This window comes from Micromonospora sagamiensis, assembly GCF_014680085.1.
Lineage (GTDB): Bacteria > Actinomycetota > Actinomycetes > Mycobacteriales > Micromonosporaceae > Micromonospora > Micromonospora inyonensis.
In genome coordinates this window covers 4,112,163-4,136,241 of the sequence record NZ_AP023438.1, presented here as the reverse complement: position 1 = coordinate 4,136,241, position 24,079 = coordinate 4,112,163, and the positions used below count along the sequence as shown (strand labels likewise).

General features: G+C 72.1%; 15 protein-coding genes. 2 read left to right on the top strand and 13 right to left on the bottom strand.

The window, feature by feature from the left end; all coding sequences use genetic code 11:
* Positions 1-88 precede the first annotated feature (88 nt).
* The 3 genes from IGA62_RS18210 to rox all read right to left on the bottom strand — a co-directional run bounded on the left by IGA62_RS18210 (position 89) and on the right by rox (position 4,439).
* A complete protein-coding gene (locus tag IGA62_RS18210) occupies positions 89-1,432 on the bottom strand; it encodes a class I SAM-dependent methyltransferase (RefSeq protein ID WP_145819629.1) in 1,344 nt (447 codons plus the stop codon).
* Positions 1,429-2,892, bottom strand: a complete 1,464-nt coding sequence (locus IGA62_RS18205; protein WP_145822153.1) for an FAD-binding oxidoreductase — start codon at positions 2,890-2,892, stop codon at positions 1,429-1,431. Before IGA62_RS18205 ends, IGA62_RS18210 begins: the two co-directional genes overlap by 4 nt.
* Before the next feature lie 122 nt (positions 2,893-3,014).
* Entirely contained in the window at positions 3,015-4,439 is a 1,425-nt protein-coding gene (gene rox, locus IGA62_RS18200; RefSeq protein WP_145819630.1) for a rifampin monooxygenase, read from the bottom strand.
* Positions 4,440-4,669: 230 nt separating this feature from the next.
* On the opposite strand from rox, the gene IGA62_RS18195 reads away from it, so the two are divergent.
* On the top strand, positions 4,670-4,954 hold the full coding sequence (locus IGA62_RS18195) for a DUF427 domain-containing protein (RefSeq protein WP_145819631.1): 285 nt from the start codon (positions 4,670-4,672) through the stop codon (positions 4,952-4,954).
* 135 nt (positions 4,955-5,089) lie between these two features.
* Here the strand turns inward: IGA62_RS18195 and IGA62_RS18190 are convergent, their stop codons facing one another.
* From IGA62_RS18190 to IGA62_RS18180, 3 genes are all read right to left on the bottom strand, one after another.
* Positions 5,090-5,554: a hypothetical protein gene (locus IGA62_RS18190; RefSeq protein WP_145819632.1), complete on the bottom strand. Its 465-nt coding sequence runs from the start codon at positions 5,552-5,554 to the stop codon at positions 5,090-5,092.
* Positions 5,555-5,651: 97 nt separating this feature from the next.
* Positions 5,652-7,604 carry a vWA domain-containing protein gene (locus IGA62_RS18185; protein WP_145819633.1) on the bottom strand — a complete coding sequence of 651 codons (1,953 nt, stop codon included), beginning with the start codon at positions 7,602-7,604 and terminating at the stop codon, positions 5,652-5,654.
* Positions 7,605-7,612: 8 nt separating this feature from the next.
* A complete protein-coding gene (locus IGA62_RS18180; RefSeq protein ID WP_145819634.1) occupies positions 7,613-9,148 on the bottom strand; it encodes a sigma 54-interacting transcriptional regulator in 1,536 nt (511 codons plus the stop codon).
* Between the two features lie 101 nt (positions 9,149-9,249).
* On the opposite strand from IGA62_RS18180, the gene IGA62_RS18175 reads away from it, so the two are divergent.
* Positions 9,250-9,942 carry an acyltransferase family protein gene (locus tag IGA62_RS18175; protein ID WP_186500022.1) on the top strand — a complete coding sequence of 231 codons (693 nt, stop codon included), beginning with the start codon at positions 9,250-9,252 and terminating at the stop codon, positions 9,940-9,942.
* Positions 9,943-9,948: 6 nt separating this feature from the next.
* On the opposite strand, the gene IGA62_RS18170 is transcribed toward IGA62_RS18175, so the two are convergent.
* The 7 genes from IGA62_RS18170 to IGA62_RS18140 form a co-directional block, all read right to left on the bottom strand.
* On the bottom strand, positions 9,949-11,862 hold the full coding sequence (locus IGA62_RS18170) for a serine/threonine-protein kinase (RefSeq protein WP_186500024.1): 1,914 nt from the start codon (positions 11,860-11,862) through the stop codon (positions 9,949-9,951).
* 852 nt (positions 11,863-12,714) lie between these two features.
* Complete coding sequence (locus IGA62_RS18165; protein ID WP_145819637.1) at positions 12,715-13,683, bottom strand: aldo/keto reductase; 969 nt, start codon at positions 13,681-13,683, stop codon at positions 12,715-12,717.
* Positions 13,684-13,956: 273 nt separating this feature from the next.
* Positions 13,957-15,615: a CBM96 family carbohydrate-binding protein gene (locus IGA62_RS18160; RefSeq protein WP_145819638.1), complete on the bottom strand. Its 1,659-nt coding sequence runs from the start codon at positions 15,613-15,615 to the stop codon at positions 13,957-13,959.
* A gap of 70 nt (positions 15,616-15,685) precedes the next feature.
* Entirely contained in the window at positions 15,686-18,214 is a 2,529-nt protein-coding gene (locus IGA62_RS30600; RefSeq protein ID WP_145819639.1) for an endo-1,3-alpha-glucanase family glycosylhydrolase, read from the bottom strand.
* Positions 18,211-19,722, bottom strand: a complete 1,512-nt coding sequence (locus IGA62_RS18150; RefSeq protein WP_145819640.1) for an alkaline phosphatase family protein — start codon at positions 19,720-19,722, stop codon at positions 18,211-18,213. Before IGA62_RS18150 ends, IGA62_RS30600 begins: the two co-directional genes overlap by 4 nt.
* Positions 19,719-21,332, bottom strand: coding sequence for a glycosyltransferase family 39 protein (locus IGA62_RS18145; protein ID WP_145819641.1), 1,614 nt, complete (start codon positions 21,330-21,332; stop codon positions 19,719-19,721). Before IGA62_RS18145 ends, IGA62_RS18150 begins: the two co-directional genes overlap by 4 nt.
* Positions 21,329-23,791, bottom strand: a complete 2,463-nt coding sequence (locus IGA62_RS18140; RefSeq protein ID WP_145819642.1) for a glycosyltransferase — start codon at positions 23,789-23,791, stop codon at positions 21,329-21,331. Before IGA62_RS18140 ends, IGA62_RS18145 begins: the two co-directional genes overlap by 4 nt.
* Positions 23,792-24,079: the final 288 nt, after the last annotated feature.

The following is a 24,079-nucleotide window of genomic DNA, read 5'->3' as shown; positions in this document are numbered from 1 at the left end:
GGCAAAAACGAGCTTGTACGTAAAAACTGATCTTGTCAATCGGGTTGGCGACGCGGGCGGCCGAGGTGGGCCGCCCGCGTCGGGTGCGTCAGGGCGTCCAGTCGGGACGCAACGGGTAGTCGTCCGCCCCGCCGGGACCGTTCCGGGTCCCCAGCACCTGGTGCAACTGGATCTCGTTGCGCTCGAACGCCAGCCGGGAACCGGCCAGGTAGAGCCCCCACACCCGGGCGGTCCCCGCACCGACCTCCGCCACGCAGGCGTCCCAGCGCGCCACCAGGTTGCGGCACCAGGCGGCCAGGGTCAGCGCGTAGTGCCGGCGCAGGTTCTCCTCGTGCCGCACCTCCAGCCCGGCGTCGTGGATCTCGCCGATCAGCCGCCCCGGACCGGCCAACTCGCCGTCCGGGAAGACGTACCGGTCGATGAACGCGCCGGAGCGGTGCGGGGCCCGGTTGTCCGCCCGGGTGATGCAGTGGTTGAGCAGCCGTCCGCCGGGACGCAGCCGCTGCCGCAGCGCACCGAAGTACGCCGGGTAGTTGCGCACCCCGACGTGCTCGGTCAGCCCGATCGAGGAGATCGCGTCGAAGGGCCCGGCCGGGGCGTCCCGGTAGTCCAGGTGCCGCACCTCGGCCAGCGCGCCCAGCCCCTCCCGCTCGATCGCCGCCCGCGCCCACGCGGCCTGGGCCTTCGACAGGGTCACCCCGGTCGCCCGGACGCCGTACTCGCGGGCCGCGTGCCGGACCATGCCGCCCCAGCCGCAGCCCACGTCGAGCAGACGCATCCCCGGCCGGAGTGCCAGCTTGCCGGCGACCAGGTCGTACTTGGCCGCCTGGGCCTGCTCCAGGGTGTCCTCCGGGTCGCGGAACAGCGCGCAGGTGTACGTCATTGACGCGCCGAGCACCATCTCGTAGAAGGCGTTGGAGACGTCGTAGTGGTGCGAGACCGCGCAGCTGTCCCGGAAGCGGGAGTGCCGCAGCCCGTTGACCACCCGCCGCCAGCGCGGCACGGCCTCCTGCGGCGGGGGCGGCGGCGGGCGCAGCCGCTCCCAGCCCAGCCCGCGCACCAGGGCCAGCCCCTCGGCCAGCGACGGTGGGCGAAGCGTCAGCTCGTCCTTGAGCACCCGCAACGCCTCGTACGGGTCGCCGGGGTGCACGCCGCCGAGGGCCAGGTCACCGCTGACGTACGCCCGGGCCATGCCCAGGTCACCCGGGGCGGTCAACAGGTACGACAGCCCGCGCTCGGAGCGGATCGCCAGGGTGATCCCGGCGTCGGCCGGGCCCACGGCGCTGCCGTCGTACCCGGTGATCCGCACCGGCAGGGGCCCGGCGGTGACGGCACGGACGACGTCGGCCACGGTCGGCCCGGACGGCCGGCGACGTGCCGGCGGTACGGAGGGGACGTCCACCGTCCCCTGTTCACGGTCGATCAGGCTCACTGTCGTGCCACCGCCTTCTCGTAGAGTCCGGTGAGCCGGTGTTGCGGGTCGTAGCGGTCCTTGACGGCGCGGTACGCGGCCCCGCCGTAGAGCCGGTCGAACTCCGTCCGGTCGTAGTACGCGTCGGAGTAGAGGGACTTGTGCCCGCCGGCCCGGGTCACCGCCCGCTCCACGGCCCGGTTGACGTCACCGTCGGCGGCACCCCCAGTGATCGGCACGGTGCCCCAGAAGCCGACGTTGACGTACGTCTCGCCGGGGCGCAGCGGGTACAGCGGCCAGACCCGGGCCGAGCCCGGCCCGGCCGGCTCGCGCAGCCGCAGCGGGCAGAGCCAGACCGGCGACATGCCCACCTCGCGGGCGAACCAGCGCAGGAAGTCGGCGGTGCCGGCGAGCGGGATCTCCACGTCCTGCACCACCCGCTCACGGGGCGGCCGACCTCGCCAGCGGTCCACCCGGGCGGCGACGCCGTACCGGTGCTCCAGCCGGACCAGGCGGTGGTAGACGTCGCTGCGCCGCCAGCGGGCCGGCCAGAGCCGGCGCACCACCGGATGCTGTGCGCCGAACGCCCGGGAGCACCAGAACCAGTCGGTGTCCCAGCGCCAGAGGTAGTCGTGGATGGTCAGCAGGTCACGGTCCCGCCGGCGCAGCGACCGGTAGTAGATCTCCCGGCCGGTGTAGTCGCTGGCCGGCCCACCCCGGCCACCGCCCGGCCGTCCGCCGCCGAGCGGGCCGGCCCCGCCCACCGGATGCCCGTCGCCGGCCGGGCGCGCGTCGTCGGTGAAGGTGGCGAGCACCAGGTACGCCTCGTCCGGGGCGAACATCACCCCGTCCATCGCGTCGACCGGGCGGCCGGCCCAGGCCCGGGTGGCGGTCACCGTGCCGATCGCGTCGACCAGCGCGTCCAGGTCGGTGAAGCGGACGTTGCGCAGGGCGACGTACCGGCGCACCGGTTGCAGCCCGATCCGCAGCCGGGTGGCGTAACCGAGGCTGCCCAGCGAGTTCGGGAAGGCCGCGAAGAGGTCGGCGTACGGGCCGTCCGGGCCGGCGGTGAGCAGGTCCCCCGCACCGGTGAGGACGTCCATCTCGACCACCGACTCGTGCGGCAGGCCGTTGCGGAAGGAGGTCGACTCGATGCCGAGGCCGGTCACCGCCCCGCCCAGGGTGATGGTGCGCAACTGCGGCACCACCAGTGGCATCAGCCCGTGCGGCAGGGTGACCGCGACCAGGTCCTCGTAGGTGCACATGCCCTGCACGTCGGCGGTGCGGGCCACCGGGTCGACCCCGAGCACCCCGGTCAGGCCGCCGACGTCCAGCCCGGGGGACGCGGTGGCCGCCCGGGGACGGAACAGGTTGGAGGTCCGCTTGGCCAGCCGGACCGGCTCGCCGGCCGGCACCGCCGCGTACGACCGGCGGAGCGCCCCGACCGCCCGGCCGTGCCGGTCACCGGACTGTTCCCGCAGGCCACCGGCCCTCTCCACACGCAACGCACACACGTCGTCACCCTACGCCCGTCACGGCCGTGCCGCTGGTTGTCCACGATGGGTTTTCCCAGGTCCGGCACCCTTTCGGGCCACGACCGCGTTCAGCCGACGGCGGCGCCGAACCACCGTGGCAGCTGGGCGAGGAGATCCGCCTGGTCGTCGCCGACCCAGGCCACGTGGCCGTCCGGCCGCAGCAGCACGGCGGGCACGCCCAGTTCCTCGCTGTCGTCGACGACGTGGTCGACCCGGTCCGCCCAGCCCGCCACCGAGAGCCGGCCGGTCCGGTCGAGCAGCAGCCCGCGGCCGCCGTGCGTCAGCTCGTAGAGGCGCCCGCGCTTCAGCCGCACGTCCCGCATCCGCCGGCCGAGCAGCTCGTGCCCCTCGCCGAAGTCGTAACGGACCCCGAGCGCGGTGACCTTCTCGATCAGGTACCGGTTGACGTCCTCGAAGTCCATCAGTTCCGACAGCAGCCGGCGCACCGCCTGCGGGCCCGGTTCGGCGGATATCAACAGGGCCTGTGCGCGGGTGTTGTCCAGCACGTCGGCGGCCACCGGATGCCGTTCGGTGTGGTAGCTGTCCAGCAGCCCGTCCGGTGCCCAGCCGTTGACCTCGGCGGCCAGTTTCCAGCCGAGGTTGAACGCGTCCTGGATACCGAGGTTGAGCCCCTGCCCGCCCATCGGTGGGTGGACGTGCGCCGCGTCGCCAGCCAGCAGCACCCGGCCGACGCGGTAGCGCTCGGCGAGCCGGGTGGCGTCGCCGAAGCGGGACAGCCAGCGCGGTGAGTGCACTCCGAAGTCGGTGCCGGCGTACACCCGCAACTGGTGCCGGACGTCCTCGATGGTCGGCGGGACCGAGCGGTCCTCGGTCACCCCCGCTGCGGGCACGACGACGCGGTACACCCCTTCCCCGAAGGGCCCGAGGCCGAACCCCTTGTGGGTCTCGCGGACCTCGGCGACCACGGCGGCCACCGTCTCCGGTGACGCGGTCACCTCCATCTCGCCCAGCAGCCACTCGACCCTGGCGGGCTCGCCGGGGAAGCCGACGCCGAGCAGCCTGCGGACCGTGCTGCGACCGCCGTCGCAGCCGACGAGGTAGCGCGAGCGCAACCGCGTGCCGTCGGCCAGCTCGACGGTCACCCCGTGGTCGTCCTGGCGCAGCCCGACCAGCTCGCAGCCGCGCCGGATCTCGGCACCGAGTTCGCTGGCGCGCTCGGCCAGCAGGCGGTCGGTGACGGGCTGCGGGATGCCGAGGACGTAGCCGTGCGCGGTGTCCAGTTCGGGCGAGGGCTTGACGATGCCGGCGAAGAAACCGCCGACCGGGTGCTGCTGGCCGTGCGCGAGGAACCGCTCCAGCAGACCACGTTGGTCCATCACCTCGATACTGCGTACGTGCAGTCCGAGCGCGCGGACATTGCGGGGCGGCTCCGCCTCCCTCTCCACCACGAGCGCGTGCACGCCGTGCAGCCGCAGTTCACTGGCCAGCATCAACCCGGTCGGACCAGCGCCGACCACGATCACGTCAATCATGAAGCTCCCATTCGAGGAAAAGGAATTCGGCCAGCCTGCGGTACGACCCGGGTCTTGTGGCAAGGCCCCCGGTGCGATATATGTTGAGAGTGGCAAGGAGCGAATCACCTCCTTGCCTTTGCTTTTTGTCCTCCCTGATCGGCCGGTCGGCCCGCCTCCCGGGCGCGTGAACCGTGAGCAGGGCTCGGCACGCGATGGCTCGGGCGACCGGCGGGGCATAGCCTGGACGCATGCCGAAAGCCGTCTGGAACGACCTGGTGATCGCCGAGAGCGACGACACGGTGGTGGTCGAGGGCAACCACTACTTCCCCCGGGCCGCGCTGCGCCAGGACGTCGTCCGCGATTCCGCAACCCACACCCGCTGCCCCTGGAAGGGCACCGCCTCGTACCTCAGCCTGGAACACGACGGCCGGACCAGCGCCGACGCCGTTTGGTACTACCCGGACCCGAAGCCGGAGGCGGAGATGGTCCGCGACCGGGTGGCCTTCTGGAAGGACGTCACCGTCGTCGAGTGACGACGCGGCCGGCCGGCCCGACCGTCGGAGGACGGCGGCCGGCCGGCGCGGTCGGGGCGAACCGACGGGCAGCCCACACGGTCGGGGCGAACCGACAGGCAGCCCACGCGGTCCTCGGGAACAGCCCCGGGTCAGTCACCGGGTGCGCAGGGCACGGAGCTGCGCCAGGTGCAGCGGCAGGTGCACCCGGCCGTGCAGGTCGAGGGTCCGGCCCCAGGGCAGCGCCTCGTCCACCCGCAGCTCGAACCCCTCCCGCAGGTGGGTCTCGACCAGCGTCTGCGCCGCCGGGCCGAGCTGGTCGGCCAGCGCGCAGAGCCGCCGGCTGGTCTCCCGGAACAGGGTGGTCAGCCCGGCCAGGCCGCCGTGCTGGACGACCATCGCGTCGAGCTGCGGGCGGTGGATGTCCTCCAGGTCATAGTAGGCGTACGTCGAGCCGGCGAGCACCGCCTCGGTCGCCTCGCTCAGCAGCTCGTCGTTGACGGCCAGGTGGGCCACGATCTGCTCGGCGCTCAGTCCGCCGTCCCCGGGCGGCCCGAATCCGCCTGTCTCGACCTCGGCGAGCAGGACGTCGTACGTCCGGCGCAGCTCCGCGGTCTCCATCCGCCCAGCGTAGGCGTCGACGGTGCGGCGGCACGGCGATTCGCCGGTCCGCGGCGGCCGGGGACGGTCAGCGCCGGTAGGTCGGCCCCGGACACGGTCAGCGGCGACCCCGGCGGGCGCGCAGATAGTCGGAGACCACGTACTCGCCGAGGTCGTCGGTGTCCGGGGTGAACAGCCGCCCCTTCGAACGGCGGGCCACCGCGTCCATGAACCGGCGCAGCCCCGGATCCTCGCCGAGCATGAAGATGTTCAACGTCGCCCCGTACCGGGTCAGCCGGTCCACCTCCCGGATCGTGGCCTCGACGGTCTCGCGCAGCGGCGGCCAGTGGAAGACCGGCTCGCCGTCGTCCGGGTCCAGGTGGGCGGTCGGTTCGCCGTCGGTGACCACCAGCACCACCGGTTCCGCCCCGGGATGCCGGCGCAGGTGCCGTCCGGCCAGCCGCAGCGCGTGCTGGAGGTTGGTGCCCTGGACCATGTCCGGTTCGACCGCCGCCAGCTCCTGTTGACTCAACGGCAGCGCCGCCCGCCCGAAGCCGACGATCTGGAGGGCGTCCTGCGGGAACCGGGTGGCGACCAGGTGGGACAGGGCCAGCGCGGTCTGCTTCATCGGCCCCCAGCGCCCCTCGGAGACCATCGAGAAGGAGAGGTCGACGCAGAGCGCCACGGCCGCCGAGGCCCGCCGCTCGGTCTCCATCACCTCGAAGTCCTCGACCGCGAGCCGCACCGGCACCGTCGGCCCGGCCCGGTGGACCGCCCGGGTGAGGGTCCGCACCACGTCGAGCGGCTGCTCGTCGCCGTACTGCCAGGGTCGCGACGCCCCGCTGACCTCGCCGGCCGCCCCGGCGGACCGCAGGTCGTGCTGGCCGCGCGGCCCGGCGGTCAGGTCGGCGAAGACCCGGCGCAGCGCGGTGCCGGCGAGCCGGCGCAGCGCCTTCGGACTGAACGTCATGCCGTCCGGGGTCCGGCTCACCCAACCCTGCCGGCGCAGTTCCCGCTCCAGCTCCCGCAGTCGGCGTACGTCGTCCGCGGCGTCCCGCCCGAGGGTGCGGGCGACCGCCTCCACGTCGACGTCGTCCAGGGTCGCCCCCGGATGCTCCTGGCCGAGTTGGTCGAGCAGGTCGTCCAGCTCGCCGATCTCGCCGAGCGCGGCGGCCGCCTCGCCGTAACCCAACGGCTGGTCGCCCCGGACCCGCTCGCCCCGCGACCAGCCCAGATCGGGGCGCAGCGCCCGCAGGTTGGCGTCGAGCGCGGCCAGCTCACCGGAGAGGCGGTCACCGAGGGACTGCCGCATCAACCCGGCCAGCTCCTCGCGCTGCCGGTCCGACAGCGAGCGCAGCAGCCGTTCCCCCGCCGCCGACCGCCGGGCCAGCACGTCGACCAGCTCGTCGACGTCGCGCGGCTGTTCCGGGAAGAAGTCGCCGTGCCGGCGCATGAACTCGGCGAACGCGTCGGTGGTGTCCTCCGCGCGGGCGTGCCGGGCCAGCAGGTCGTTGAGATCACGCATCATCTCGGCGAGCTGCTGCTGCACCCGTGGGTCGGCGGCGGCCCGCGCGGCGTCCCGCAGCCCGGCGAAGCGCTGCTCCAGCACCTCGCCGCGCAGCCCGTCGAGGATCCGCTGGTACGTCTGCCGCGCCTCGTCGCTGGCCCAGTCGTACGCCGCCAGCTCCTCCACCGCGCGGGCGGTGGACCGGGGCAGGTTGTCCAGCATCGCCTCGGCGAACCGGGCGTCGTCGCCGTCCCGCCCGCGCAACTCGTCCCGCTCGGCGGCGAGCGCCTGGTCGAGCAGGGCCCGGGCCCGGGTCACCGCTCCGTCCAGGTCACCCCGGCGCAGCGCCTCGCGCCGCAGCCGGCGCGCCCGGGCGGCCAGGTCGTCCAGGCCGCGCCGCTCCTGCGGGCCCCGGCGCAGCAGGTTCCGCAACGCCTCGCGCAGGCTCCCGCCGGCCAGCACCTCCGCGCCGACCTGGTCGACCGCCGCCCGTACGTCGTACGGGGGCGCGAGCGGGTCGGGCCCGCCCCGCCACTGCCCGTACCGGAACCGGTTGCCAGCCATGTCCGGGCTCAGCCCTGGCCGCCGTAGCGGGTCCGACCGTCGTCGGTGACGTCCTTGCCGAGCCGACGGGTCAGGTGCAGCCCCTCCAGCACGAACTCGACCCCGGCGGCGGCCTCGTCCGGGGTGGGCGCGTCGCCCAGGCCGAGCCGGTCCAGCACCTTCGCCAGCCCTGGGATGGCGCCCACCTGGGCCAGCAGTTCCGTCGCCCCCACCAGCTCACCGGTCTCGATGACCGCGTCGTCGGCGACCAGCGCGGTGAAGCCGGACAGGTCGATCCCGGCCAGCCGGGCGCGGAACGTCTCGGCGGTGGCGGTGCGCAGCAGGTGGGCGAGGATCTCCGCCTCCCGGCCGTCCTCGCCGCTCTCGAACTCCACCTTGCCCCGCAGCGTGCTCACCACCGACGCCGCGTCCCCGACACGAGCCACCGGCTGGGTCGGCAGGGCTGCTGGCCGGGGTGGCTGGGGTGGAAGGAGGGGTCCCCTGTTACCGCTTTTTGATGAGGAGGGGGCCCCTGCAAACACCTCAGACGAGCCCGGGGCGGAGGCGGCGAGCAGGCCGGCGCGGCGCAGGGCGGCAGCGGCCACCGTCTCGGCGGCGGCGATGGCGAACCGGGCGGAGACCCCGGAGCGCTGGTCGACCGAGGGCGACTCGCGCACCGCCCGGGCGAACCGGGCCAGCACCTCCAGCACGTGCTCCGGCACCTCGGCGACGAGCTGCGCCTCCTGCCGGATCAGGGCCAGCTCCAGGTCCAGGTCCAGCGGATAGTGGGTACGGATCTCCGCGCCGAAGCGGTCCTTGAGCGGAGTGATGATCCGCCCCCGGTTGGTGTAGTCCTCCGGGTTGGCGCTGGCCACCAGGAGCAGGTCCAGCGGCAGCCGGAGCTGGTAGCCGCGCACCTGGATGTCCCGCTCCTCCAGCACGTTGAGCAGCGCCACCTGGATCCGCTCGGCCAGGTCGGGCAGCTCGTTGACGGCGAAGATGCCCCGGTTGGTCCGGGGCACCAGCCCGAAGTGGATGGTCTCCGGATCACCGAGCGAGCGCCCCTCGGCGATCCGGATCGGGTCGACGTCGCCGATCAGGTCGCCGACGCTGGTGTCCGGGGTGGCGAGCTTCTCGCCGTACCGCATCGAGCGGTGCAGCCAGCCGATCGGCAGGTCGTCGCCGGCCTCGGCGACCGCCGCCCGGGACGTCGGGGTGAGCGGGTGCATCGGGTGCTCGTTGAGCACCGAGCCGGGGATCACCGGCGTCCACTCGTCGAGCAGCGCGGCGAGGCTCCGGATCAGCCGGGTCTTACCCTGGCCCCGCTCACCGAGCAGCACCAGGTCGTGCCCGGCGAGCAGCGCCCGCTCGACCTCGGGCAGCACGGTGTCGTCGTACCCGACGATGCCGGGGAAGCGGTCGCCGCCCGTCCGCATCCGGGCGAGGAGGTTGTCGCGGAGTTCCTGCTTGACCGTACGGTGCTGGTGTCCGGCCGCGCGCAGCTCGCCGAGCGTGCCGGGCAGATCGGCCGGGGGAACCGGAGGTACCTGGGAAGGCGCAGTCACCCGACCAAAGCTAGCTCACGCTGGGGAACGTTCCGTCGCACGAGCCGTACGTCGAAATCCGCGCGCCCGCTCCCGGAGGGCGGACCGGCTAAAGTATGCCCGTGCGGCGCCAGAGCGAGGCACATGATGCGCTCGAGAGGACACCCGAGCCTTCACGTGAGGCTGAGGCGTCCGACGGCATGCTAGAGGTCACCGCCCAGCAGCGTGACAGCGGTCTCGATCGACTTCGCGGCCTGGCGATCATCCTCATGGTCATCGACCACGTCTTGGTCGTCGTCCTGGCCAACGTGGCATCCGAGCCTTGGATGGAGGCGATCCGCCTCACGTTGACGCGGCTCTCCATGCCCCTGTTCATGATCCTCTCTGGCCTACTCCTGGCCCGCCGCGGCTATCCCTCGCGGAAGCGCATCCTGCAGATCCTCGTTGCCGCCGCGTTACTCAACCTGCTGCTCAACCAAGTCGAGGTCGGGCTCGTCACCCCCGAAATCCTGGCTGTCTGGCTAACCCTCCTGCCGTTCTTCCCGTTGATTGCGCGCTACCCCGTCGAGGCCGCCGGACTCGGTATCCTGCAGTTGCGGAACCTCCCCATTGCTTGGGACGGCTACCAGCCGGGCGAGGCGGCGGCCTTCATCGCTCTGGGCGTAGTCCTCAATCGCATATCGGACAGCGCCCTGTTGCGTCACGCCATCGCCATTCCGCGCTGGTGTGAAGCCGTCGGGAGGCGCCCCCTGCTGTGGTACGTCGGGCACCTCACGATCCTGGTGGCGGCCGGCGCAGCAATCACCAACCTCTAGTCCAGGTCACCTGCGGGTGAGTCGCCCCTCGGCCAGGGCCTTGTCCACTTCGTCTTCGGGGTTGTCGAAGTATCGGAAGAGGCTCGTTCCTTCCCGGGCCGGTCCTAGCGCAACGGCACCGGTGTCGATGCATCCCGGGGACCGTTCGTCGCGGGTGATTTTCTCCGTGAACCAGGCAGTGTTGTCGTCGACCTGCTGAAGCGTCAGCGTTCCGCTGCATCGCAGCGACGGATAGTCGACTGAGGCTTCGGAGCCGATTTCCCGGTCTTTGATGACGATGACCACCTCGTAGCTCTCGTCGGTGTTGTACTGATGGATTGTTCCGCGCCAGGTGTCGACCAGTTCCGCGGGAAGCACCGGCGACGACCTGACCAACTTGCCGGTCAGCGCGCCCGGCGGATATTTCTCGCCCCGTCCGTCGTACCGCATGGACCCGTCCGACTGGAGCGAAAGCGTCAACGGTACGGGGCTCGTACAATTCGACCGGCCCTCGGTGATTCGCTCGGTCACCTTCATGGCGGTGTCGGTCGCCTCATCGAGAGTGAGTTCGCCAGCACATTGCAGCGTCCAGTAGCGCACCCTGCCCACCACCGACCCGACACGCCCCTTCGTCAGGGTGACCGTGACGGGATACGTGCGGTCGATGTCGGCCTGATAGACGTCACCGGACCAGGTGTCGGCGTAGCGCGCCGGAAGAGCGTCGTCCGGTGGAGGCGCAGCCTCGGGGGTACGGCCGTCGGGGTTTGCCAGCGAGGCGGTACCACCGGACGGTCTCCGCTCATTCGGTTGCGCATCACCGCTGTGTGGGAGCGCACGCACGACCAGGTTGGAGATCCCCACCACCGCGAGCACCACCAGCACGGCCGCCACCGGCCACCAGCGACGACGGTACTCGCGGACGGCGGTGCCGGTGGCAGGGCCTGAGGACCGCGAGCCCGGGTGGAAGTGTCCGCCAGGGGAATGCGATTCCGACACGGTCGGCGGGAGCTGTTGCGGCACCCCAGCGATACCACGTTGGAAGGCGGCCTGCTGCCGTTGGGCTGTCCTGGTCTGCTGCTCCACGAACGAGGTCGCCTCGGCGGAGAGCCAGTCACCTTCGAAGAGGTTGGCGATGGACTGCCCGGGCGGAGCACATCGGTCACGCAGAGCGGTGAGGGTCGGTCGGGCCGCCGGGTCCTTGGCCAGGCACTCGCGAATGATGTCGACCCATTCGCTCGGAACCCGCGACAGGTCCGGCTCGTGGTAGAGCACGCGCCCCATCAGGGCAGACCAACTGCCCTGGCCATACGGCCCGACACCGGTAAGCGCGAAGGTGAGCACCGCGCCGAGCGAGAACACGTCGGCCGCCGCGCTCAACGGCTTGCCCTCAATCTGCTCTGGCGCCATGTATCCGGCGGTCCCGACGATCTCACCCGGTCGCGTGAGCTGACTGGCCTCGGCTGCTTTTGCGATGCCGAAGTCGATCACACGGGGACCCCGTGCTCCCAGGAGGACATTGGCTGGCTTGAGGTCCCGGTGGATCAGGCCCGCACGACCGATCGACACCAGGGCCTCGGCCGTGCCGATCGCCAGGGCCCGGACCGTGGCTGAGGGCAGACCACCGATCCTGGCCACGACTTGCGCCAACGAGGGCCCGGGCACGTATTGCGTCGCCATCCACGCCGGCTCACCGTCGACGTCGGCGTCGATGACCTCGGCGACGTAGGGCCCTTGGACCCGCCTTGCCGCAGCGACCTCGCGCCGGAAGCGCATACGAAAGTCGTCCTCCCCGACCAGGTCCGGCAGAATGGTCTTGAGCGCGACGGGTCCGGTGGCTGCGGAAACCGCGAGGAACACTTGTCCCATCCCGCCCGCACCGAGTCGACCGAGGACGTCGTACCCGGCGATGCGAAGTGGATCCGAGGCCTTGAGCGGTTCCATTTCGGCTGCCCCCTTAGCTACTGGCGCCCGGGGTGTGACCGACACCGCCTCCTGACGCCGCGCCATGAAAATACAACGTTCCGCCGAGCAACTCCGGCGCGATCCTGACACCGTCCATCGTGGACCCCGCGCAGTGGCGCAAACGAGCGGTTCCCGGCCACGGCCCCACCTGCGATGTCGTCATCGGTGATCCCGCGCCCGCCTCATACGCGACCTCGAAACCACATGGGCACGGTCCCCACAGCAGCCAGGTCGGATGTTGCTGGCTCTCCCATCGGCGCGCTCGGTTGCCTCGGCGCCAGGCAATACACCTCGGGCTTCCGGCTCGGCCGGCGGCGCGGGAGAGCCGGCGGCTGTGGAGGGTTCCAGCGAGACGTTCGTGCTGCCCGAGTCAGCACGCAACGACCCACTCCCCCAACGGCCCGCTGTGGCTGCGCTGACGCGACCGGGAGGTGGGACCCGCAGTCTCGCCGGACCGGCGCTGGTGGTGCTCGCCTGTCAGCGGCACTGAAGATGCCCTCGGGCGCGGACCGCCGCGGCACTCGACGGACGTACGTGTGTCCTATGTGGTATACATTGCTTCGCGTCGCCGACGTGGAATCGCACCAATGGGCACTCATGGTTCGCGGAGGCTCGACATGCCCTTTGCCGAACGCGCCAACTTGTGGCCCTACATCACAATTATATTTGCCACCCTTTTCGCCGTCTGGGTGGGCACTATCATCTTGCTGCGCCGCAAGGACAGGAACCGAAAAGCCAACGATGACACATAGCGACCCCGCGAACTCAAGCTACGCGATTCCGAAGGCTTCGTTCACCCGTTGGGCAACGGCCAGTACCTCTACGGCCAGCTCAGCGGGTGGTGCGGGCACGTAGCAGGCGGGGCAGCGCGGCCAGGCCGGTGATCGGCTGGAAGTTGCGGGCGGCGGTGAGCAGGGCGTCGTACTCGCCGTCGGTGAGGTCGATCTCGGCGGCGGCGGCGTTGCGTTCCATCTGCTCGACGCTGGACGCGCCGGGGATCGCCACCACGTTCGGGTGGTGCAGCAGGTAGGCCAGCGCGATCTGACTGGGCGTGGCGTCGTGCGCGTCGGCCACCTCGCGCAGCGTGCCGATGAGCGCGGCACCCCGCTCCAGGTTCTCCGGCAGGAAGTACGGGTTCGCCTTGCGGATCGCCCCGGTCGGCGGGTTCGCCGCGTCGTACCGGCCGGAGAGGAAGCCCTGGGCGAGCGGGCTGTACGCCATCACGATCCGGCCGGTCCGTTCGGCGTACGGCAGCAGGTCGCTCTCCGGCCCCCGGTCGACGAGGCTGTAGCGGACCTGGTTGCTCAGCACCCGCCGACCGAGTGCGATCTCGGCGAACTGCCAGCGGCGGAGGCTGTAGTTGCTCACCCCCACCTCGCCGACCAGACCGACGTCCTGCAACGCGCGCATGCCGCGCATGGTGGTGTGGTCGCCGACCACCGGGTTCGCCTGGTGCACCTGGTAGAGGTCGATGTGGTGCACGCCGAGCCGGGCGGCCGAGGCGACCGCCCGCTGCTGCACCACCGGGGCGATCGGGAACGCCGGGAACACCTTGGTGGCCACCACGGCCTTCGGCCGGTCGTCGCCGAGCGCCGCGCCGAGGATCCGCTCGCTGCGGCCGAACCCGTAGAGCTCGGCGGTGTCGAAGAGGGTGACCCCGAGGTCCAGCGCCCGCCGGACGATCTGGGCGGCCCGCTGCTCGTACTCCGGGCCGTAGCCCCACTCCCGGGAGCCGAACTGCCAGGTACCAAGACCGATCTTGGAGATGGGCTTGGGGGTGTCGATCGGCACGTAGCGCATGATCCCGACGCTACCCGGCGGCCGGCGGCCCCGGCCGGCTTCGGAGAGGGTTACGGAAGCGAGGTGCCGGAGGACGACGGAACACAGATGGCGGAAGGTGCCGGGGTGGGATGCCGGAGGGGACCCCGCAGCGCGCGAGGTCCCCTCCCCGTGCGGGTCAGTGGTAGACGTGCGGGTCAGTGGTAGACGTGCGGGTCAGTGGTAGACGTGCGGGTCAGTGGTAGACGTGCGGGTCAGTGGTAGACGGTGGCGGTCAGTGGCAGACGGTCGCGGTCAGTGGTAGATGGTGCCGGCGCCGAGGTCGCGGATCCCACCGGAGAGGTTGCCGGTGAAGTCGTTGCCGGGTCCGACCACGGTGGCCAGGCAGCGGCTCGTGGTGATGTTCAGGCCGAAGCGCTGGGTCTTGGTCGCCTGGTGGTCGGTGGCCACGTTGCCGGCGACGATGTTCTCGGCGCAGGCGACCTCGGTGGGAGTGGTGATCCGGATGCCGTCCCGGCCGGACGCGGCGGCGGAGCTGTTGGTGACGCGGTTGTTCAGGATCTGGTTGGCCTCTCCCCCGTCGACGTTGACGCCGTCCAGACCGGCCTCGTCGATGACGTTCCCGGTCAGCACGTTCCGGTCGGAGGTCTTGTTCGGCTGGTCGGCGTCCGCCGAGGATCGGTTGATCTGGATGCCGTGCCCGACGACGTGGTGGATCTGGCAGCCGCTGATCGTGTTGCGGCTGGCCGCGAGCAGTTCGATGCCGTCGCTGGCCGCGCCGGTGACGATGCAGTCCCGCACGGTGTTCCCGGTGGAACTCCAGCCCTGGTTCTTGCCGTCGAAGACGATGCCACGGCCCCGGGCGGCGCTCACCCGGACCCGCTCCACCAGCACGTCGACACCGTCGTCGAAGTCGAGAGCGTCGCTGGTGGACCGGGCCGGGCCGCCCGCCGCGATGGTGAGGTCCCGGACGACCATCCCGACCGCCCCCTTGGTGTTGAACGGTTCGGTGTCGGCGCTGGCGCTGCTGTAGTTGCGGATGAGGGTCAGGTCCATGCCGGCCCCGGCGAAGACGATGTTGTTGATCTGGACGAGCTTGAGGAACTCCGCACCGAAGTCGAAGGTGCCGGCGCCGAACTGGACGGTCCCGCCGCCCCGGCCGTCGAGTTCGGTGACCGCGCTCTCCACCACCGCCTTCAGCCGGCCGGTGTAGGTGTGCCCGGTGACCTGGGAAACCGCCTGGTAGGTCACCGACCCGATCCGGCTGACCAGGTACGGCGACGGGTGGGGTGGGGCCGGCACGAGCAGTTCCGGCTTGGCCGTCCCCTCCCGGCTGGTGATTCGGACGGCGGTGTCGTTGCCCGTGGTCAACGCGAACGTGACCAGGCCGTCGCCGCTGACCAGCGCCGACACGTCCACCGAAACCCAGGTGCCGGCCTCGACCGGCCCGCTGCTGCCGACCACCGTGCCGACCGGCGGCGCGTCGTGGTAGGTCAGGGTCGTCTCCTGCCACGGCTCGTCGCCGACCGCACGCACCTCCACGCCGGTGCTGCTGGCGGTCTCGACGTGGAAGCGGAGCAGCGCGGAAGGGTCGGGGTCCGCGCCGCGCACGTCGAAGCGGAGGTACGCCACCGCGACGGGCAGGCCGTCCACCTTCAGGTAGCCACCGGTGCCGTGGTTGGTCGCCGGCTCCATGCTGTCCACCCAGGCGTCGGCCACCGGGGTCACGGTCGCCTGCCCGACCGGCGCGTCGCCGGTCGCCGGACCGTGGCCCCGGGCCGGGGCGGCCACCCCCGCCGGGGCGTCGGCGGTCGGGGCCGGGGCGGTCACCGCAGGCAGGGCGTGGGGTGTCGCGGCGGCTGCCGGGGTGACGGGCCCGAAGGCCGCCACGATGACCAACCCGAGCACCGCCACCGTCGGCCGGACCAACCGGCCACGTGTCGTCCGCATCATGTTCTGTTTTCTCCTCACCGGCCCCGGCGGCCCCGTCGCGGGTATCGACGTCGACACCCGCGACGGGGCCTCAGAGGTCCACTGGATCCACCTGCGGGGCGGCGCCCCGCTGGGTCGGTGGGGTGACCGCGGGCCGGGCCCGGCGTCGGCGGTACACCAGCCAGAGGGGCGGTACGGCCGCCACGGCGACCGTGGAGAGCAGCGCCGCCCAGGCGGGCAGCCCCCACGGTTTCTCGTCGGAGGTGGCGTGGCTCTCCAACAGCACGTCGTGGTCGACGGTCCGGCCGAGCAGGTCGGCGAGGACGTCCAGGTACGTCTCGCCGTGCCGTTCACTCGGCTCGATGTGGGTGTTCTCGCTGAACTCGTTCCAGCTGATCACCCCGAGGGCGTCCGGCGCGGAGTGACGGGCGGCGGCGAACGAGGCGCGCAGCGTGTCGCCGTCGCGCCGGTCCACGTCCCGCCGGCCGCCGATCATCCGCGCGTCGAAGCCGGGTGCGACCGGGGCGATCCAGAGTCCACCGGTGCGCTTGACCGCCTCCGACATGGCGGCCAGCTTCCGGTCGGTCTTCTCCTTGACCGGATCGGCGGAGGACCAGTAGTACGCGTGACCGTCCAGTACGCCACGGGTGTCGGCCACCGCGTCGACGTTCTTGGCGTTGCCGAGCACGAGCAGACGGCGGCGGGCCTGCCCGACGGTGTCGTCGATCTGCTCGGCGGTGAACTTCTCGCTGCCCGTCCAGACCACCACCGGCCGGTCGAAGATGTCGAACACCGGCTCGGCGGCGTACCGGTCGGCGAAGTGCCCCAGGTCCGCGCGGACCGTCGCCAACGGCAGCGGGTCACGGGCGAAGTCGAGCCCCTGGTAGACGATGCCGAGCTTGAAGTCCTCCCGCCGGGCGATGTCGACCAGCGCGGCGAGCCGGGCGTCGAGCTGCGGGGTGTGCTTCCAGGAGACCAGGAACCCGTCGATGCCGGCGGCCTTGGCCATCCGGACGTGCCGGCGCAGGATCTCGGTGTCGTCGCTGGAGTACCGCCCGAGCAGCGGGTAGTCGGTCTTGGCCCGGTTCCACGAGCTCGGGTTGAACCAGATGTAGTAGTAGGCGAGCACGGGCACCGGGGCGGACTCCCCGGCGGAGGCCCGGCCCGCCGCGGCGGCGACCTCCTGTGCCGGGACCGGGGCCCAGGGTGGCGCGCCGGCGGGAGCCGTCCACGGAGCCTTCTGCGGCGGGGCGGCGACCAGCCGGTCGGTGACCGGCGGCGGGGCGGCGGCGGCCGACCGGTCGGTGACCGGCAGCGGGACCAGCAGCGCCACCAGCCCCACGACCGCGACGGCAGCGCCACGGCGGCCGCCGCTCCGGCCGGCCGGGCGGTCCGGCATCCCGGCGGCCGCGCCGTTCGCCGTCGAGGGGTGGGTCGCGGGTGCCGTCGGGACGGGGACCGGCTGCTCGGGCACGCCCGCTCCGGGGTCCGCCGGGTCCACCGGGTCCACCGGAGCCACCGGAGCCACCAGAGCCACCGGGTCCACCAGGTCCGCCGGGTCCGTCGGGTCTGCGCGGCGCCGGGGAACGGGTAGCTGGAGCCAGGACGGGCGAGACGGCCAGGACGGGCGACGCGGTCGGACGAGCGCCCGGCACAGGTGCGGGCGGCCGACCAGGACCAGGCCGAGCGCCACGGCCAGCACGCCGAGGACCACCAGACTCAGGTCGAGCGGGCTGATCACGCTGAGCACCACCTGTTGGTCGCGGCTGATGCTGACCGGACGTCCGAAGGAGACGCCACCACCGGCGACCTTCACCTCGTACGTGCCCCGGGGCAGGTCGGGGACGAGGACGGTGCCGTCGCCGGCGAACCCGAGCCGTTCGACCCGGCCGTCCGCCCGGGTCAGCTCCACGCCGTCCCCGGCCTGCCGGCTGAAGATCATGTCCGCCGCGCTGAAGGTGACCTTGAAGAACAGCAGCTCGATGACCCACGCCTGCTGGGTCCACGGCACGAACCGCTGCGCGGCCCGGTTCACCACCGAGGTGCCGTCCACGATCACGCTGTCCACCACGTAGTAGAGCTGCTTCGACGCCAGCCCGCGCGGGCCCTGCTGGGTACGGCTCTCGGCGACCCAGCGGGGCCGGGTCAGGTCCGCCCCGCTCAGCTCGTGGATCTCCCCGGTGCTGCTGCGCAGCCGCATCGTGGTGATCCGCTGGGCCGGGACCGGGGTGCCCAGCCGCTCGACGAAACTCCACGAGACCCGCCGGATGGTCCGCAGCCCGACCTCGACGACCCGGTGCACCCCGGCGTCCGGACTGCCCCGGAAGCGGTCGAAGACCACCCGCCGGTCGGAGCTGACCGCCGCCGGGGCGACCGCGATCCGGTCGGCGAGACCGAGGAAGTTCCGCACCCGGACGGAGATCCGCCCGTGGACGTCGGAGCGCGCGGTGCTGCCGTCGACGGTGACCTGGACGCCGGCCAGCGGCGGTACGGTCTGCATGCGGAGCACGCCCGGCCGGCGGGAGGCGGGACCGTCGGCCACGGCGGCGACCGGGGTGAGTCCCAGCACACCCGCCGCCACGGCCAGCGGCAGGAGCAGGCGACGGAGCGGCCCGGTCACCGCGACCTCCGTCCCCGCAGCGCCGCCGTGGCGACCAGCGCCCCGACCAGGGCCACCGCGACGGCGTACGAGGTGTAGACCGGTTCCGGCCGGGGTCGTTGGACCGCTGGCGGGTTCCGTTCGGCGTCGAGCAGCACCGCTGGGCGGGGCGGTGACTCGAAGTCGAACGCGCCGAGGAAGTTCGCCGCCTTCCGGTCCCGGTCGGCCAGGGGTCGCAGTCCCCAGTTGGCCTGGATGAACTTGAGCACCGAGGCGAAGTCGAGGGTGGTGGACTCGACGTACCCGCGCCGGGCGTACGGACTGACCAGCAGGGCGGGCACCCGGAAGCCGTAGCCGTACCTGTCGACCTGCGGCGGGGTGACGTGGTCGTACCAGCCGCCCCAGTCGTCGTACGACCAGAAGAACGCCGAGGACTCCCAGGCCGGTGAGCGCATCAGCTGGGTCAGCAGGGAACGGACCAGGGTCTGGCCGGCGCGGATGTTGCCCGGCGGGTGTTCGCTGTTGCCGGCCGGGGCGACGAACGCGACCGCCGGCAGTTCCCCCTTCGCGGCGTCCTCGTAGTACTCGTCGAGGTCGACGATCTTGCTGGACAGCTTCGGGTCGTCGATGTAGCGGGCGTACGCCAGCAGCGGCACCCAGATCACCTGCGCGCCCCGGTCGATCTCCTCCTCGGCGGTACGGGTCCGGAAGGTGATCGTCGGGTCGTAGTTCTGCACGTAGAACTTCCAGGAGATGCCGGCCGCCTCCAACCGGTCGAAGATGGTGGGGATGTTCCCCCAGCCGGTCGCCGGGATGGTCTCCGCGTCGCCGTACGCGCCCGGCCCGCCGGTGACCCGGAACATGTGGTTGCGGATGCTGCCCGAGTTCGACGAGCTGAAGAAGCGGTCGAAGATGACGTAATCGTCGGCGACGTTCCAGTAGTAGGGCATCTCCCGGTCGTCGTAGTAGGCCATCGCCATGGTGCCGTCCTTGCCCTGCTTGCTCACCCCCTCGACGAAGCCGTCCATCTTCCCGCCGTTGTACTGGGTGCGGAACGCCTCGGCCGAGTGGTCCAGGTCGATCGCACCCCGGTCACCGATGTGGAACGGCTTGACGCAGGGTTCGGGCTGACCGCGCTTCACCGGCATGCAGACGCCCTCCGGGATGCCGTCCACCCCGGGCCGGGTGCCGAAGTAGTTGTCGAAGGTGTGGTTCTCCTGCATCAGGTAGACGAAGTGCCGGATCGGGGTGGTGGTCGCCGGCTGACCGTCCGGGGCGGCGGCGAGCGGCCCGGACGCCGCCGCCCCGGACGGGGCGAGGGCCGTCGGGGCGGCGGCCGTCGGGGGGAGAGCCGCCGGCGTGGCGGCCACGGCCGGCGCGGCGGCGAGCGGCGCGGCGGCGAGCGGCGCGGCGGCCACGGCCGGGGCGGCGGCGATCGGCGCGGCGGCGGCGAGCAGGAGGGCGAGCGTCGCGCCGAGCGGACGGCGGAGGGAGCAGCGGCGTACCCGGCTCCGGGCGAAGTCGATCATGGACGCACCTCGTAGATGATGATCACGGGGACCGGGGTCCGGTCGGGGCCGTCGACGTACTCGGTGTGCACGACCCGGCCGTGGTACCGGCGGACCAGGGTCAGCAGCCGCTCCGAGAAGTACGTCGAGCGCCGGGCGGAGAACGAGTCCCAGACGACGTAGTGCAGGTCGTTGGCGCGCAACGAGGCGTCCGGGTTGTGCAGCGGCGTGTAGGACGGGTTGCGGTGCAACGGGTTCGGGCTCACCGACAGCCCGTAGCTCTGCCGGCTGCCGTAGTAGCGCACGATGTTCGCCATCGACGGCCCGACGGTCAGGATCACCGAGCCCTCCGGGGTGTTGGCCGCCAGCCAGCGGCCGGCCTCCCGGCCCCCGGGCACCCCGCCGGAGCCGGCGAGGAAGGTGGTCCGGCCGGCGTGGTTGACCGCGTTCCAGCAGGGCCAGAGAAGGCTCGCCGCGACCACCGCCACGGCGGCCAGCCGCACCGCCGGGACCAGCCGGGCCGACCGCACCCGCCGGATCAGCCGGGTCGGCACCGGCAGGGTCAGCAGCGCCCGGGCGGCCAGCAGCACCAGCGGCACCGCGACCGGCAGCAGGTACTGGAAACCCTTGACCGGCCAGAGCTGGAAGAACACCACGGGCACCGCGATCCAGCAGAGCAGCAGGGTCTCGCGCCAGGACCGGCGCCGGCGGGCCCACCAGAGGCCGCCGAGCGCCGCCACCAGCACCAGCGCCCCCATCGCCGCCGGGACGTTGTCCAGGTAGAAGTCCATCGGGTGGTTCGGCCGACGGAAGAGCTGCCACACCAGGTAGTTGCGGCCGGTGCTGCTGCGTCCGGCCAGCGCCTGGGAGAGCGGGTGCACCGCGAAGATCGCGGCGAGCACCGGCAGCGCGGCCAGCGTGGCCCGCACCGGTCGGCGCACCATCGGGGTGAGCGCGAGGAAGGCGTACACGCCACCGGCGAGGACGACGCTGGTCTCCTTGGTGAGCATGGTCAGGCCGAGCATCGCGGCGGTGGCCAGGTACCAGGTCAGCCGCTGCGCCTGCACGAACCGGACCAGGCAGTAGAGGGTCAGCGTCGCGAAGAGGACCATCGGTCCGTCCAGGAGGACCTGCCGGGTCACCACCACGTGGTACGGCATGACCGCCAGCAGGAGCGCGGCGACCAGCCCCACCCGCCGGCCGTAGAGGCGTGCGCCGAGCGGGTAGACCGCGAGCACGGTGGCGACGCCGAGGACGACCACCACCACCCGGCCGGCGACGTCCACCTCCCCGGCGCGGAAGAAGGGCGACAGCAGCGCCTGGAAGAGCATCGGGTGGGCGCGGAAGACCGGGAAGAGGTCGGCGTACCGGGGGTTGCCGGCCAGGGAGGCGGCCTGCCCGGCGTACACGGCCTCGTCGCTGTTGAAACCGAGCGCGTCGAGCTGCCAGGCCCGGACGACGGCGGCGAGCGCGGCGATCGCGGTGAGGACGCCGAGCGCGGCCCAGCGCCGCCGGGTGGCGGCCGGTCGCTCCGGTGCCGCCGCCGCGCCGTCGGATTCGGCCGACGGTGCCGGCAGCGTGCCGAGCCGCTGCCCGGGTGGGGTCGTCGGAGAGGTGCCGGTCGTGCTCACACGGCGCCCCCGGTAGCGGCCAGGTGGGCGTCCCACCGGGGCCACACCGGCGACGGTACGCCGCCACGGCGGGACGCCTCGCCCCGCTCCTCGCGGAGCAGGCGGGGGATCTCGTCGGCCCATCCGAAGCAGTCCGAGGAGACGACCCGGCCCCGCACGGTGGAGAGGAACCCGGCGAGGATCTCCCGTTCCCGGTGCCGGAGCTGGGTGTAGCCCTGACCGTCGATGGTGATGGCGGGGGCGAGGTAGCGGAACGGCGGGAAGCCGTACGCGTCGTCGGTGTTGTCGATCATCCGTTCCAGGGTTTCCGTCGGGTCGAGATCGCTGATCCCGGGCACGCCCCGCTCGATGACGAAGAGTTCCTCCACCCGGGTGCTGGTGCCCATCCGGCACGGCACCAGGCGGTCCACGCTGTACTTGGGCGGCGGGACGAGCAGTTGGGTGAGCGCGTTGATGCCCATGATCGGCAGGTTGAAGCGGGCCAGGGCCAGCGCCAGCGACCGGCCGCCCTTGGAGTGCAGCCGGCTCTGGATCTGGAGCCGCCGCCACTCCCCGGGGGTGAGGTCCTGGGCCTGCACCGCGCGCAGCGTGTGCGCGCTGATGGTCAGCGGCTTGGGAAAGCAGAGCGCGACGCCGTCCGGCCGGACGATGGTCATGTCGTCGGAGAGGAAGAGTCCACCGTGGTCGCGCAGCAGGCGCAGCACGGTGGCGGTCTTGCCGGTGTCGGTGAGCGCGGAGAGCATGACCTCGACGCCGTCGAGGGTGACGCAGGCGGAGTGCAGCAGCATGTGTCCCCGGGACACCATCACGAAGCGGAGCAACGCCTCGATGATGTTGGTGTAGACCACGTGCGGGGAGCGGGCCAGCAGCGGGCCGACCTGGATGTCGATCGCCTGCCCGAGCTGGATGCGGAAGTTCGCCCCGAGCCGGCCGAGCTGCTCCTCGTAGCGCAGCACCGACTGGCTGGCGTACTGGGTCATCGCCGCGCGCCGCTGCGGACCGCGTCCGCCCACGTCGGCGACCCGGACGGCGATGTCCACGTCGGCCCCGGACACCCACTGCGCGCGGAAGAACTCCAGCTCGGGCAGGCGGATCTGGGAGCCGATGGTGACCACACCGGCGACGTCGTAGCGGTACTTGAGGTACTGGTAGCGACGACGCGACGGCGTGGGCAGCGTCTCCGTGCCGCCGACGGCGACCAGCATCCGTACCGGGTCGCGACGGCCCCGGTCGTCGGCGGTGTAGATGACCCGGTCGTTGACCAGGAACCGGAGCAGGAAGAGCGCGCCCAGGGTGACCGCGTTGGCGGCCAGCACCCCGACCCCGGCCCAGACCAGCGCCTGGAGCACCGGCAGGCGCAGCAGCAGCAGGGCGTTGTTGAGCAGGAAGAAGCGGGTGGCGCGGGCGGGCAGCCCGGCCCGGCGGTTGCGCCGGTAGATCAGGTTGTCGACCAGGAGGAAGTTCCACGAGGTGGAGATCTGGGTGGCGACCGCCGCGCCGAACAGGTGGTGCAACTGGGCGGGTTCGTAGCAGAACCAGAGCACGGCGGTGTTAACCACCATGCCGGAGAGGCCGACCAGCCCGAAGGCGACCAGGCGGCCCAGTTCGTGCAGGCGTTCCCGGACGGTGCGGGGGCGGGTGCGGATCTGGCCGACCAGCCGCTGCCCCCGGAGCCGGGACAGGTGGCGCAGGAAGGTCATCCCCTCCCGCAGTGAGGCCTTGGACCGCCCGGCGTGCCGGGTCGCCATCTCGTACGCGACCTCGGCGACCCGCGCGCCCGGGTGGCGGACCAGCAACTCCAGCAGGACCTTGAAGCCGGTCGGGTTCATCCGGTCCAGCCGGATCGCGTCACGGCGGACGGCGAACAGGCCGCTCATCGGATCGCTGACCGTGGCCAGCCGACGCGGGAACAGGCTCTTGACCAGCCGGGTCGCCCAGGACGAGGTGGCCTCCCGCAGGGGGCCGTCCAGTCCCTCCCGGGAGCCGTTGCCGGCGTACCGGGTGCCGATCACCACGTCCACGTCGTGGCGCATGGCGATGGCGGCGAGCATCGCCGCGGTCTCCGGCGGGTGCTGGAGGTCGGCGTCCATGACCAGGATCCAGTCACCCCTGGCGTGCCCGGCTCCGAGCAGGACCGCCCCGCTGAGGCCATCGGTCCGCGCGTGCGCGGGTCGGTGCAGCAGGCGCACCGGCAGCGGGGCGTCGAGCGCGGCGCGCGCGAGCACGGCGGGGGTGTCGTCGTCGCTGTCGTCGACCACCAGGATCTCCGCGCCGAGCGGGGCGACCAGTGGGATGAGCCGGGCGATCAGCAGGGGTACGTTCTCCGCCTCGTTCCGGGTGGGCACCACGACGCTCAGCCGGGGTGGCCGGTCGTCGGCCGGCCCCCCGAGGTCCTGCGGCACCGCCGCGGGACTGTCCGGCGCCTGCCTGGTGGCCGGGTCGAGTACGGCTCTGGTCATGCCCACCCCTCACGGTCGAACCGAACGCTGATCGAGCCATTCGTCCGACCGGCGGGCAGCACGTGAGGAATTCTCTTTCGAGGAAATCGTCACCGCCGACGCGACTGCGCCAGATCCGCCGGTTGATGGCCCGGGCAGCGGAAGCGTACGAGCGATGAATAGGGCTCGTCCATTATGGGAACAGTCGACAACGCGACATGCAGGCAGGCGTTTTCCGTCGCAACGCGTTCACGTTTTTGTGGTCGTTTCTCCAGCTCAAGCGCTACGAAGATCAGATTGTCGCGACTG

Coding starts and splice junctions, on each gene's coding strand:
- rox (WP_145819630.1), bottom strand. CDS start 4,439: ATGATTGACGTGATCGTGGTCGGCGCTGGTCCGACCGGGTTGATGCTG.
- IGA62_RS18195 (WP_145819631.1), top strand. CDS start 4,670: ATGCCGAAAGCCGTCTGGAACGACCTGGTGATCGCCGAGAGCGACGAC.
- IGA62_RS18190 (WP_145819632.1), bottom strand. CDS start 5,554: ATGGAGACCGCGGAGCTGCGCCGGACGTACGACGTCCTGCTCGCCGAG.
- IGA62_RS18185 (WP_145819633.1), bottom strand. CDS start 7,604: ATGGCTGGCAACCGGTTCCGGTACGGGCAGTGGCGGGGCGGGCCCGAC.
- IGA62_RS18170 (WP_186500024.1), bottom strand. CDS start 11,862: ATGGAACCGCTCAAGGCCTCGGATCCACTTCGCATCGCCGGGTACGAC.
- IGA62_RS18165 (WP_145819637.1), bottom strand. CDS start 13,683: ATGCGCTACGTGCCGATCGACACCCCCAAGCCCATCTCCAAGATCGGT.
- IGA62_RS18160 (WP_145819638.1), bottom strand. CDS start 15,615: ATGATGCGGACGACACGTGGCCGGTTGGTCCGGCCGACGGTGGCGGTG.
- IGA62_RS18150 (WP_145819640.1), bottom strand. CDS start 19,722: ATGATCGACTTCGCCCGGAGCCGGGTACGCCGCTGCTCCCTCCGCCGT.
- IGA62_RS18140 (WP_145819642.1), bottom strand. CDS start 23,791: ATGACCAGAGCCGTACTCGACCCGGCCACCAGGCAGGCGCCGGACAGT.